General features: G+C 66.1%; 8 protein-coding genes. 4 read left to right on the top strand and 4 right to left on the bottom strand.

The features are described from left to right. Positions 1-8: 8 nt before the first annotated feature. Positions 9-557, top strand: a complete 549-nt coding sequence (locus ON00_RS11170; RefSeq protein ID WP_010405832.1) for a SixA phosphatase family protein — start codon at positions 9-11, stop codon at positions 555-557. Here the strand turns inward: ON00_RS11170 and ON00_RS11165 are convergent. Both ON00_RS11165 and ON00_RS11160 read right to left on the bottom strand, forming a co-directional pair. Continuing rightward, positions 554-1,081: a YceD family protein gene (locus ON00_RS11165; protein WP_010405829.1), complete on the bottom strand. Its 528-nt coding sequence runs from the start codon at positions 1,079-1,081 to the stop codon at positions 554-556. The genes ON00_RS11170 and ON00_RS11165 overlap by 4 nt on opposite strands. Beyond that, positions 1,078-1,602, bottom strand: a complete 525-nt coding sequence (locus tag ON00_RS11160; RefSeq protein ID WP_010405828.1) for a ubiquinol-cytochrome C chaperone family protein — start codon at positions 1,600-1,602, stop codon at positions 1,078-1,080. The genes ON00_RS11165 and ON00_RS11160 overlap by 4 nt, the downstream gene beginning before the upstream one ends. A gap of 93 nt (positions 1,603-1,695) precedes the next feature. On the opposite strand from ON00_RS11160, the gene ON00_RS11155 reads away from it, so the two are divergent. Together ON00_RS11155 and ON00_RS11150 are read left to right on the top strand one after the other, a co-directional pair. Further along, a complete protein-coding gene (locus tag ON00_RS11155; RefSeq protein WP_010405826.1) occupies positions 1,696-2,190 on the top strand; it encodes an outer membrane protein assembly factor BamE in 495 nt (164 codons plus the stop codon). A 135-nt stretch (positions 2,191-2,325) separates the two neighbouring features. Then, positions 2,326-2,775 (top strand): RcnB family protein, encoded by a 450-nt coding sequence (locus ON00_RS11150; RefSeq protein WP_029622720.1) that lies wholly within the window; start codon positions 2,326-2,328, stop codon positions 2,773-2,775. A 41-nt stretch (positions 2,776-2,816) separates the two neighbouring features. Here ON00_RS11150 and pbpC read toward each other — a convergent pair whose 3' ends face one another. Both pbpC and ON00_RS11140 read right to left on the bottom strand, forming a co-directional pair. Next, positions 2,817-5,015: a penicillin-binding protein 1C gene (gene pbpC / locus ON00_RS11145; protein WP_010405822.1), complete on the bottom strand. Its 2,199-nt coding sequence runs from the start codon at positions 5,013-5,015 to the stop codon at positions 2,817-2,819. Between the two features lie 52 nt (positions 5,016-5,067). Then, entirely contained in the window at positions 5,068-10,890 is a 5,823-nt protein-coding gene (locus ON00_RS11140) for an alpha-2-macroglobulin family protein (RefSeq protein ID WP_010405821.1), read from the bottom strand. Positions 10,891-11,048: 158 nt separating this feature from the next. On the opposite strand from ON00_RS11140, the gene ON00_RS11135 reads away from it, so the two are divergent. Beyond that, the gene (locus ON00_RS11135; RefSeq protein ID WP_010405820.1) at positions 11,049-11,741 is read left to right on the top strand and encodes a glycosyltransferase; all 693 of its coding nucleotides are present in this window, start codon (positions 11,049-11,051) and stop codon (positions 11,739-11,741) included. Positions 11,742-12,307: the final 566 nt, after the last annotated feature.

Genomic DNA, 12,307 nt, shown 5'->3' with positions numbered 1-12,307 from the left:
AGATCCGCATGACCGCCGGCACCAAGACGCTGACGTTGCTCCGCCACGCCAAATCGGGGTGGGACGATCCTGCGCTCCGCGATTACGACCGCGCCCTCAACGCGCGCGGCAAGCGCGCCGCCGCGTTGATCGGTGGCTATCTGCGCAGTGGTGGCGCGGTGTTCGATCACATCATCGCCTCGCCCGCGCTCCGTGTGGTGGAGACGCTGGCGCAGGTCGAAACGGGCTATGGCCGGACGCTTGCGCCCGAGTGGGATCGGCGGATCTACCTCGCCTCGGCGGTGACCCTGCTCGATATCGTCCACGAATTTTCCGAGGATAGCGCGCGGGTCCTGCTGGTCGGCCACAATCCCGGGCTGGAGGATCTGGCGATGCTGCTGGTGCCGAATTCGGACGAGCCCGCGCGCGTTGCGCTCGAGGCAAAATATCCGACCGCGACCATCGCCGAACTCGCATTCGAAGGAAGCTGGGCCGATCTGGCGGCGGGCGGCGCGCGGCTGGTGCGCTTCGTGCGTCCGCGCGATCTTGATCCGGCATTGGGGCCCGAAGAGGATTAATCCCTCGCCAGCAGCCCCTTCAAACCGGCCAATGCTCCCGCTGGCTTGGCCTCTTCCTCGCTGATCACCCCCGCCGCGCGCAGCGCCGCCGCCGCATTGGGCCCGCGCGGGAACGGGTCGAGCGCCAGTGCCATCGTCTCCGCCGCCGCTTCGCCCAGATCGATCGCCGCGCCATCATAAGGCATGGTGTCGAGCGCATCGAGGTCGAGTTCAATCTCCTCCTCGGCGGCGGCTTCCTGCTCGGTGACGAAGCGCAAGGCGACGTCTTCGCTGACGGTGACGGGCAACGGCTCCTCGGTCACCGAGCACGCCTGCACCACCGCCGCGCGCACTTCGCCGCGCGCCACCACGCCCGCCGCATCGCGCTGCACGCGGAAGGTGGCCTCCAGCCGATCGACCGCGAGCAGACCAAAACGCTCGGCGAGCGCGCCACGCTCGGCCGCATTGGCGGTGATCGAGACGCTGCGGGCACCCTCGCCAATCGTATCGATTCGCTCCAGGCGCGAAAATTCGGGGGCCGTCATGGCAAGTCTCCAGCAATCACCGCAGCAGCGGGGGTAGCCGCGAGCGCGTCTCGAAAGGCGATCAGCGCGGCTTGGGTATGCGCCAGCGCGGCTGGGGTGGGGGCGATACCGCGATAGAGGTTGCGCTGCAGCGCCGTCGCAAGATCCCCGAGCGCCAGCCCGTCGCGATACGCGCCCAGCCGCCCGCCGAGCATGCTCATCATCTTGCCGATATGCTTGCCAACGCCAATGTCGCCAATGCCGCTTTCGCGCAATTGCCCGTCCATGTCGGTGACGAAACGCTCGGTCAGGCGCGCGCTGACGGCGGCGGACCCGGCGTCGCCCTCCAGCCGCAACAGCACCAGCGCCAGCACCGCCGCCACCATATCGAAGCGCCCGTCGAGCGTATCGGGCACGCCGCCCGCCTCATACCAATGTGGCGCGCGGGCGCGTTCGATCACGCTAGTATACAGCCGCAGCGCGACCGTATCGCGCTCCCCGCCCAGCAATCTGGTAAGCCAGCCCAAAACCTTGTTCCCCATGCGCCCTTGTTTGGCCGCGTTTCCCGGCATATTGAGGCTCCCTGTCCGCGATGCAATGCGTCTCGGAGCTTTGCGTGCCTGTGGAGAGTGTCGATGAGCCCCAAGTCCGTCCGCCTGATGACGGCCGCCGCCCTCGCCACCAGTGTGTTCGGGGCCAGCGCCTGCGTTCCGCTGAAGGGACATCAGGGCTATGTCATCGATTCCGATCTGGTGAATTCGGTCCAGGCGGGCACCGATAATCGTCAATCGGTGCTCGCGGTGCTCGGCAAGCCGACCTTCACCAGCGAGTTCAACCAGGGCGACTGGTATTATATTTCGCGCGATGTCCGCAATTTCGCGTACAACAATCCGCATGTGCACGATCAGGTGACGCTGCGCATCAGCTTCGATTCGCGCGGTGTCGTGTCAGCGGTGCGGCGCTCGGGGGCCGAGCAGGTCGCGTCGATCAGCCCATCGGGCAAGACCACGCCGACCTTGGGCAAGAAGCGCAGCTTCTTCGACGAACTGTTCGGCAATATCGGCACGGTCGGCGCGATCGGCGGCGGTCAGGGCGGCAACAACAACACCGGTGGCCGCGATACGCCGTAACGGCGGCGATACGCTTTTGCGACAACCCTGACAGATCGCTGTCACTGGCGTTCGTAAAGCGTTCAGGGCGCCTTTGCCAAATTCCTTTGCATGGCTCGACCTTTTGATCCGGTCGAGCCAGATATGGAGGATATGATGCGCAAATTCATTGCCACCGCGTTGCTCGCCGCAACCCTGGTGCCCGTTGCCGCCAGCGCCCAATCGAACGAAGAGCTGCGCCGGGATCGGCAAGACATCCGGCGCGACCAGCGCGATCTTCGCGACGCGCGCCACGAGTATCGGGAAGACGTACGCGATCGGGAGCGTGCGTGGGGCCGCGATGACTGGCGCGGCTGGCGTGATCGCAACCCGAATTGGTATGCGCGCGGCCGCTGGGAAGCTCCGTTCCGCTATACCGCCTTCCGCCCCGGCCTGCGCATCGGCGCGCCTTATTATGGGCCGCGCTACATCATCGCCGATCCGTGGCGCTATCACCTGCGTCGCCCGGCTTATGGCCAGCAGTGGATCCGCCATTATGACGACGTGATCCTGGTCGATACGCGGCGCGGGTATGTCATCGACGTGATCCGCGGCTTTTATCGCTAAACCGTATCGCATCGGCCGCGCCCCTTGGCGCGGCCGGTGTTTCAGCGAATCGTGAACATCACTTGGTCGACCACGCGCCCGCCGACATCGGTCAGGCGCAGGCGGTGCGTGCCCGGGCCTGCAATGATCTCGGGCTGCGAATCGGCAGCCCCGATGTCGGTCTTGTCGAGCCACAAGCGGTGTGCGGTCACCGCCCCCGAGACATCGACCGCAAGCCGTTGCCGGTCATGCGGAATGTCCGGGTCGATCGCATAGACGCTGCCTGAGACCGGATTGGTGATGCGTGGGCGGCGCGATTCGTCGGGGGCAAAGGCGATGTGGTTCTGCCCGGTCCCGGCCAGGAAATATTCGGTGCGTGGCTGTTCGATCGCGCCCGCAAAGGTGATCGAGCGCGCTTCCACGCCCGCCGGGCGCGGCGGCGGGGCACCGCGCTCCTCGGCGTTGAGAGACAGCATGATGTCGCGCCACACCGGTGCCGCGCCGCTGACGCCCGACACTGCGCGCATCGAATCCCCCTCCAAATTGCCGACCCACACGGCGACCGTGTATTTCTGCGTGAAGCCGATGCACCAATTGTCGCGCAGCGCCTTGCTCGTTCCCGTCTTCACCGCCGCCCAGAAGGGCAAATGCAGCGCCGAATCGAGCCCGAAGGTAACCGCGCGGGCATTGGCATCGGCCATCATGTCGGCAACGATCCATGCTGCTTGCTGGGTGGTGACCGCGCGGGGCGCGGTGTGGGGCGCATCGAGGGTCAGTCGCAGCGGCGACCAGCGCCCGCCTTGCGCAAGGCTGCGGTAAGCATCAGCCTGTTCGAGCAAGGTGACTTCGGCCGATCCCAAAGCAAGCGAATAGCCGTAATAAGCGCCATCCTCGACCAGCCCGCGATAGCCCGTATCCCATAGCCGGTCGCGAAACGGATCGACCCCGACGAGCAGCAAGGTGCGGACGGCAGGCACGTTGAGCGACCCCGCCAGCGCCGAACGCGCCGACACCGGCCCCTTGAAACCGCGATCGTAATTTTGCGGCACGTACAGGCCCGACGCGGTGTCGAGCTGCACGGGGGAATCATCGAGGATCGAGGCTGGGGTCAGATACCCCTTCTCGATCGCCTGGGCGTAGAGAAACGGCTTCAGCGTCGATCCCGCCTGGCGATAGCTGTTCGCGCCATCGACCGCAGGCGCGGTCGATGCCCCACCGATGCCGCCGACATAGGCCAGCACGTCGCCGCTGGCATTGTCGATCACCACCACCGCGCCATCGCGCGCGCGCGCGCCGCCAAGGCCCTGCAACTGCCGCTTCAACGCGACGATGGCGAGCGTCTGGATGCGGCGATCGAGCGTGGTGGTCACCTTCAGCCCGGGTTTGGTCAGCAACCGGTCCGACAGATGCGGGGCGAGCCCCGGATCGAGCGCGAGACTGCGCGCGGGCCCGAGCATCGAGGCCGCTTCCCCGGCAAAGCGGCCGCAGTCCTGCTCGTGCGACACGGCGCAGGCACGCCGCGCGACGGTCCCGGCATCGGCCTGCGGATCGGGCAGTAGCGCCGCCAGCAGCAGCGCGTCATCGCGCGCGAGCGCGTCGGGCGTCTTGCCGAACAGCCCGAGGGCGGCGGCACCGATACCCTGCGCTTCGCCGCGAAACCCGGCCAGATTGAGATAGGCCTCGAGGATTTGCTCCTTCGACCAACGCGATTCGAGCGCCCAGGCGGCGCGCATCTGGCGGATCTTGTCCCAGAAATGGCGCTGACCGGGGGCGGCGAGATCGGGCGCGAGGAAACCGGCGACCTGCATCGACAGCGTGCTCGCCCCGCGCGCACGCTCGCCCTTGGCCTTGTCGCGCGCGACGCCAGCGAGCGCCAGCCAGTCCACCCCGCCGTGCGAGAAAAAGCGTCGGTCCTCGACCCCGACGATGGTGGTGCGCGCCACCGGGGCGACATGGTCGAGCGGGGTCCAGGCGAGGCGGCGCGCCTTGAAATCGACGCGTGCGCTGTCGATCAGCACGCCGTTCCGATCATAGAGCCACGCTTCGGACGGGTGCCATGTGGCGCGGACCTGGGCGTAAGCGGGGAGCGGCGGGGGCAGGGTTGCGTAGTCGAGCGCGACGAAGGCGAGGAGAAGGAGCGTCACCCCCGCGATGCTCGCGCCCGCCCGAGTCTTGAGCGCGGCCCAAACCTTATCGCCACCCCCGCGAACGCCGGGGCCCAGTCGCGACAGTTTCTGCAAGAGAGCGCCACGCTCGATCATTCAACGGCTCGATACTGGGCCCCGGCCTGCGCCGGGGTGGATTCAACAAAGGCTATCGCTGCACGACCGTCATCGTATCGAGCGGCAGTTGCGCACGGATCGCGGGCGAATACATCGCCTCGACCCGGCTCGGCGGCAGGTTGAAGCGCCCGGCCCCGTTCAGCCGCAGCATGTACGACGCACTGAAGGCCCCGCGCGGCACCCAGCCATAATAGGCCCGCCAGGTATCGTTGCGCCGCTCGACATAGGCCGGGACGACGCCGACCTGAATGTCCCACAGCTTGCCATCGGCATCGCGCGCCTCGAACTTGGTGCCAGGCCCCGCCTGCGCTTGCCCGGCGAGGATTTGCGACTGCCCGCCCAGATCGCCGATGATGGTTGCGCCCGCCGGGATCGGATCGTTGATCACCACCCAGTTGCGCTCGGCGCTGGCCTTGACCGTGATCGTCACCTTGACCACGTCGCCGCGCGTGAGAACACCCTTGGTGCGCGCTTGCACCACCTCGACACGGCGCTGCATTTCATAACCGGCGAACAGCGGCCTGGTCAGCGGCACCGCTGCCGATACCGAGACGGTGGCCCACGGCCCCGCGCCACCCGACTGCGCGAGTTTCAGCGGCGTCTGGGTTGTCGGCAACGCGAAGCTTGCGGTGCGTGCGGTGGCGGCAAGCGGCCAGCTCTTGCTGATCGTCTGGTTGCCCAACCCCAATGTCGTCGTGCCGATGATCGCGCTGGCGGGATAGAGCGCGCCGAACTTGCGCGCCGCTATCGTGCCCCAGGCATTGGCGGTGGTGGTGTCCCACCGTCCATGCGACTGGCGCAGCGCCACGCCGACCATCATCTTGGCGGCTTCGTCCTGCCAGCCGGGCCGTCCCAGCGTGGCGATCACGGTCTTGATCGACGCTTCATCGCCCGACGACATCAGCCACCATGGCTGGTTGCTGCTGTCGGAGAGATCGAGCCGCGTGCCTTCATACACCAGCCGCGTGCGCAACACCGCCTCGGCGGCGCTCTTCAGCGCGGGGGCATTGGCAAGGCCCTGGAGATGATCGAGCGACACGAGATAATCGGCGAGCAACGCGGTCGGCATCTCCTTTGGCGTCATGCTCAATTGGCCGAGCATTGCAGGCGTCGCGGCGCCGGCGCGGGCGAGCGCGTTGAACGCATAGACGCGCTGCCAGCGCACATCGCCATAATCCTCATGCCGCAAGCGCCCGTCGAGCACGGCCTTCAGCCCCTCGATCATCTTCGCGCGCGGCCCCGCCGGGATCGGCAATCCCGCGTCGGAGGTCATCGCCAGCACATAAGCGGTCAGCGCTTCCGAGCCGTTCAGGCTGCCCGAAGGCCAATAGCGCAGCAGGCCGTCATCCGCCTGATAGGCGGGAAGATCGCCCGCCAGCGCTTGCCACAGCCCGGCATCGCCGAGCGCCACTGCGCGCGACAGCCGCTGTTCGAAGCAATCATAGGGATAGCGCGCCATGAACTCGCGTACCCCGGCGAGCGGCGGTGCCAGCGTATCGTCAAGCCGGATATCGACCGTGCCGCGCCCGGCGATCGCGCCCGCAGGCGGCTGGATCGGGATGGTAGTGTCCGCGCCGACGCGCGCCAGCGTGCCCGCCCAGACTTCGACCGGATAGAGCGGCACCACCGCCTGATCGGTGGTGATCTGATCGACCGCCTTGCCGTTCGATGCCTTGGCGCTGACATGCCAGCGCAAGCGATCGATAGTGGCGGGCGCGGTGAGATTCCACGCAACCGGCACCGCGCCGCCTGCCGGGATCGTGACTGTCAGTGGTTTGCCCTGCGCGATGGCCGGGGTCAGGTCGACCGTTGCCGTCACCGTCATCGGCTTGTCCGAGCCGTTGCGCAGCGTGAAGCTCGACGCATAGAAATCGCCGGTGCGCACCACCGGCGGAATCCCGGCATAGATCGACAAATCCTGCGCGGTGCGCACGCTGGTCATGCCGGTGCCATAGAGTTGCGCGCCATCGGTGGCGATCGCGACCAGCTTGAACGACGACAGCGCGTCGCTGAGCGTCACCGGAATGCGGGCATGGCCGTTCTCGTCGAGCGCGACGCGGCCCTTCCACAGGATCACCGGCTGGAAATTCTCGCGGTTGAGCCCGGAGGAATCGCCGCCACCGCCGCCACCGGCCTCGACCGCTTTCTTGCCATAATGACGCTTGCCGACGACTTGGGTCTGCGCGGTCGAGGTCAGCACCGAGAGCGGGCGTTCGCCCATCAGCGCGGTCAGCACGTCCCAGCTGTCATTGGGGGCGAGTTGCAGCAGCGCCTCGTCGACCGCCGCAAAGGCGACATCGGCGGTACGCGCGGGCTTGCCGTCGGGCGTCTTCACCGCGACATCGACTTGCGCCACGTCGCGCACCGCATAGCGCGCGCGATCGGCCTTGACCGCGACTTGCAATTGATGCGCTTCCCAGCCGACCTTCACCTTGGCGATGCCGAGGCGATAGCTCGGCTTGGCGAGATCGACCAAAGCGGTCGGCTCCTGTCCCTCCGGCGGGCTGCTCGCCAGCCCAACGGATTGCGCGATGCCGTGCAGCCACGTCCAGATGCCGCTTTCGGTGCGGCCGCGCACGACCATCACGGACACGAACACGTCGGGCGCGTAACTGCCCGGCATCTTGACCTCGACCACTGGATCGGTGCCGCTGAGCTCGGTGACGAAGCTCGACAGCACGCCTTCGCGCTCGACCGTGACCAAAGCGGTCGCCTTGCGGAACGGCATCCGCACTTGGAAGCGGGCGGTGTCGCCTGCTTTATAGGCTTGCTGTTCGGGCACCACGTCCATGCGGTCGCCATTGTCGCCGCCGAACCACCAATCGTCATTGCCCGCCAGCCACACGCTTTGCGTGGCGCGCGCTTCATTGCCGTTCGCGTCCTTGGTCGTGGCGACGGCATAGACTTCGCCCGAAATGCCCGGCGCGATCTTGCACGTCGCCAGCCCCTGCGCATCGGTCGTCGCGGTGCAGCTTTGCGCAAGCTTGGTCGTCTTCATGCGGTTGTCATAGGCATAGAAGCCGCCGATCAGCCGCCGCCTGGCAGTCAGGATCTGGCGGCTATAGAGCGCGACCGAAATCGCCTGGTTGGCGATGGGCTTGCCACTGGTGTCGAGCGCGACGAAGCGCAGCCGCAAATCGTCCTGCTTCATCAGCCAGCCATCGGTTTTCACGCCCAGTTGCACAGCGCTGGGGAAGATCGGGATGCGTTTGGACGCGGTCAGCATTTCGCCATTGGCGTCCTGATAATCCATTTCGACCAGCATGTCGGTGACGCCGTCGAGTGTCTGCGGCACGGCGACGGTCTGTTTGCCGGTCCCGTCGCCACCGAGCGTGGTCGGCAGCGTCTGCGTTGGCGGGAGCGCGGTCTGCTCCTCTTCGCCATCGCCATTGAGCGGTTTGGTGCCCTCGGCGATCACCTTGCCGCCGAAGCTGTAGCTTTCATAGCCGTCGGGCTTGGTGTCATGCGCGAAATAGCCGATGCGCATGTCGACCGGCAGGTTCGATGCGCCGCCACCCGACAGATAGCCGACGAACAGATCGAGCAGCAGGTTGGCGGGGCGGATCGCGGCGTCCTTGGGGCCGGTGACGCTCGCGCGCATCGTCGGCAATTTATATTCGTCGACCTTGAACGATTGCGTGGTTTCGATTCGACGACCATCGACGATCACCGACAGGTCGTAATCGCCCATCGGCGCGCCGGCGGGGGCGGTCCACTCATTTTCGCCAATGCCATTGGCGTCGATCGTCAGCGGCAAGTCGAACTGCGTGTCGGACCCGCGATGCTGCAGCCGCAGCGTGCCGGACACTGCCGGGGCCATGCCGAAGCCATCGGCGATCGATGTACGCAGGATGTGCTTCATATGGATCGTTTCGCCCTGGCGGACGAGCATCCGGTCGAACACGGTGTGCAGCATTTCGCCGCGCGCTTGATAGCCATAGGGCAAGTCGAAATCATAGGGGCGGATGCCTTCGCCCCATGCCGTCAGCGTGAAGCTGAAATCGTCGGCGGCGCGCGCTGAGACCATCAGCGGATGGCTGCTGGTGCCTTCGCAACTGCCCCAGGTTTCGGGTTCGGGCAGGCCCGGCGGGGCATAGACGCCGCCGCTCTTGTCGGTCACGCCGCGCGCCAGCACTTGGCCGGTGCAGCTATCGCTCACGCGCACTTCGGCCCCGGCGACGGGTTTGCCGGTGTCGAGCGCGGTCACCCAGGCGAGGCTTTTGGCGCGGCCCCATTTGAAATGGACGCTCATATTGGTGACGAGCGCGGCGGCGGCGACATAGCGCGGGGCCTTGCGCCCGAGCAGCGCCTGGCCGAGCACTGGGCTCGCCAGTTCGACGACATAAAAACCGGGCTTGCCGCCGCCGAGCGGCATGCCGACCACTTCGAAATCCTTGCCCTTGCCGGGCAGGCCGATCTTCAGCGACGCGCCTTGCTTGCCGAGGATCGAGGTCGCGCCGGTGTCGTTGATGCGGACCTTGTCCTTGCCGCGCGTTTCCTCATGGCTGGCCGTGTCATCGGCATGGCCGACGGTGCGCAGCCATTCGGCGATCTTGCCGTCCGAGGCATCGATGCGCAGCGATTGCCCGGCGATGCTGAGGTTGGTGCCTTGTAGCGCAGGTTCGACATTGCGCACCGTCACCGGCAGCACGCCGCCCTGTTTGGATTCCAGAATGCCGAAGGGCGCGGCGAATTTCACCAGCGGCGGCGCGGCATCGAAGCGCACGTCGAGCGGGAAGCGTTCCGCATTGGAAAGCGCACGCCCGCTCTCGTCCTTCACGCCTGTTGGCAGCAGCAGCTTGGCGGTCTGCGATTCGGGCAGCGGGCTCTTGAAGCCGACCGAGGAGACAGTCGCCTTGCTCTTGGCGTCGCCATGCCCCGAATCCTCGGACGAATCATCGAACAGCGTCGGGGTCAGCAGCTTGCCATCGGCGGTCTGGATACGGATTTGCTTGGCGAGATCGGTCGCGACCGGCGCGGAGAAGCGTACCCATGCCTTTTCGACCGGATTGCACCCAGCTTGCGCATTGACACGGCCGCATTCGAAGCGCGCGGTGAAGGGCTTGCGCACGGTATAGTCGAAGCGCTGGTCGGCACCTGCGGTCTTGCCGCTGGCCCCGGCGATGTTGGCGCCCCACACCAACGCCATGTCGGTGCCCGGCGGCAAGGGACGGCGGCACTTCAATGCGGACACCCCGGCATAGGCCTTGGCACGCTCAGCGGCGGGCGGAATCGCAGCGGGGAGCCCGGCGCTTTCCAGGAAGTTGCGCACGTTCCAATTGTCGGTGCCCATTTCGCCCAACAGCTTGCCGGGCACATCGGCTGCGAGCACTTCGACCGGGATCTTCTCGCCAATGCCCTTGACCGCGCAATAGGCGTTGCCGGCAACCGAGGCCGGGGTGGCGGGCAGGTTGGCGGCGACCAGGAAGACCTGATCTTCCTCAATCTCGCTATCATATTGGCTCGGCAGCACGGCGCGCGCGACCGGGCCGCCGGCGTCGACCGAAAACTCCTGTTGCCCGGTCACGGCATAGCCCGACACGCTCTTCAGCCCGGAGCGCAGCTTGAACTTGCAGACGGTGCCGCCGGGTAGGCCGTTTGCAAAATCATAGACGAAGGTCTGCGGATCGACCCAGCGCCCCTGCCCGCCAACGGCGCAGGTGACGTCGAAGGGCGAAGCCGCACGCGGATCGCCCAGCGGCACGATCGGCTGGCTGAAACGCGCGGTGAAGCGTTCGATCGCGCCGTCGCCAATGCCAGGGGTGGCCAGGATGACTTGCGGGCTGGAGTCGCCAAAAGCGGTGATCGGAGCCAGCGCCAAAGCGAGCAGTGCGACTCGGAACGCGAGCTTCATCGAATCCTCCCCAAGACCTTATTGCATGCTATAAAGCGACGAACCGTGCTAGTACAGCGACGAATGGTGACGGCGTGATGACAGCTTGCTACGCCGTCACAGCTGTTAGACACTCCGTGTAGATCGACTCGGGGGGCCGGTCGAGGGGAGGAACGCTCTTGGGGGGAGAGTGGATTATCGCCGCGCTGGACGCGGTCGCGCGCGAGACGATGCTGTTCGCCGCGCTTGGCTTTCTCGTCGGTGGCCTCGATGATGTCGCGGTCGATGTTGCGTGGATGGGGACGCGGCTGTGGCGGCGGTCGGACGGGTTGCCCGCCACGCTGGAGGGCTACACCCGGCGGGTGCCGCGTCGGATCGCGGTGTTCGTCGCCGCCTGGGACGAAGCGGGCGTTATCGGCGCGATGTTGCGGACATGCCTCGCACGCTTCGACCATCCCGACTACCGCATCTATGTCGGCACCTATCCCAATGATCTTCCGACCATCGCCGCCGTCGCGGAAGTCGCGGCGGACGATGACCGGATCCGGTTGGTGATCGGCCCGAACGATGGACCGACGACCAAGGCCGATTGCCTGAACGCGCTATGGGCGACGCTGCTGCGCGATGAGCACCGTGAGCAGATTCGCGTGGCGGCGGTCGAACTGCACGATGCCGAGGACATGGTGCATCCGGGCGAATTGCGCGTGATCGATGCGCTGATCGGGCGCTATGCCGCCGTACAATTGCCGGTCTTGCCGTTGGTGGATGGCAAAGCGCGGCTCGTATCGGGCCATTATGCGGACGAGTTTGCGGAAGCGAATTCGCCGCTAACAGTACATTTCCGACTCACTGCTTCGCAGGCGATCGGCTGAGCGGGAGGAAGTTCAGATTTCGCGGTAGTGACTTGATGTCTTTGGGAATATCGCGGCACCGTTTGGCCTTACCCCACACTTTTCCCCACACTCGGGGTGAGATTTAATGGAGTGATGCGACACGACTCGCGTCCGCTTTGCGCCTCATATCGGACGTTTTGCGGTCTCCTTGGCACTCCCAAAAGCCGACATCCGTTTCCACATCCGCGATCGACATCATCGGGTGGAAATCGGCCCGGCCGCTTTCGGGCGGCGCTTGCCGTAACCAGCCCTTCATTTATGCGGTAGCGCAGGGGGCTTGATCTCCGTCAAGGCGGAGTGCGTTCAGCCTGTTGACAGTCGATGAAGTAGGCACGCTCGAAGCCTGCCACGCAGTGGTCGCGTTAGACGGGGAGTGTGCTGACGCGGACGAAGGACACGCGCTTCGCCGGTTCTTGTACAATCTTTCTGGCAGGGGACGCATCTAGTTCTCCACGACGGGCACCGGCGCAACGCTCAGTCGACCAACCATTCAGCATACGCGTCAACGTCGATCATCGGAACGGTCCCGCTGAACTGAAGCATGT

Source organism: Sphingomonas echinoides ATCC 14820, assembly GCF_000241465.1.
In the GTDB taxonomy this organism is placed as follows: Bacteria; Pseudomonadota; Alphaproteobacteria; order Sphingomonadales; family Sphingomonadaceae; genus Sphingomonas; species Sphingomonas echinoides.
Note: the sequence above shows the minus strand (reverse complement) of the source record. Positions and strands in the feature narration are given on the sequence as shown.

What these genes read in the sequence shown, in the direction of transcription:
- ON00_RS11150 (WP_029622720.1), top strand. Translation starts at nt 2,326, where the DNA reads ATGCGCAAATTCATTGCCACCGCGTTGCTCGCCGCAACCCTGGTGCCC.
- pbpC (WP_010405822.1), bottom strand. Translation starts at nt 5,015, where the DNA reads ATGATCGAGCGTGGCGCTCTCTTGCAGAAACTGTCGCGACTGGGCCCC.
- ON00_RS11170 (WP_010405832.1), top strand. Translation starts at nt 9, where the DNA reads ATGACCGCCGGCACCAAGACGCTGACGTTGCTCCGCCACGCCAAATCG.
- ON00_RS11140 (WP_010405821.1), bottom strand. Translation starts at nt 10,890, where the DNA reads ATGAAGCTCGCGTTCCGAGTCGCACTGCTCGCTTTGGCGCTGGCTCCG.
- ON00_RS11165 (WP_010405829.1), bottom strand. Translation starts at nt 1,081, where the DNA reads ATGACGGCCCCCGAATTTTCGCGCCTGGAGCGAATCGATACGATTGGC.
- ON00_RS11160 (WP_010405828.1), bottom strand. Translation starts at nt 1,602, where the DNA reads ATGGGGAACAAGGTTTTGGGCTGGCTTACCAGATTGCTGGGCGGGGAG.
- ON00_RS11155 (WP_010405826.1), top strand. Translation starts at nt 1,696, where the DNA reads ATGAGCCCCAAGTCCGTCCGCCTGATGACGGCCGCCGCCCTCGCCACC.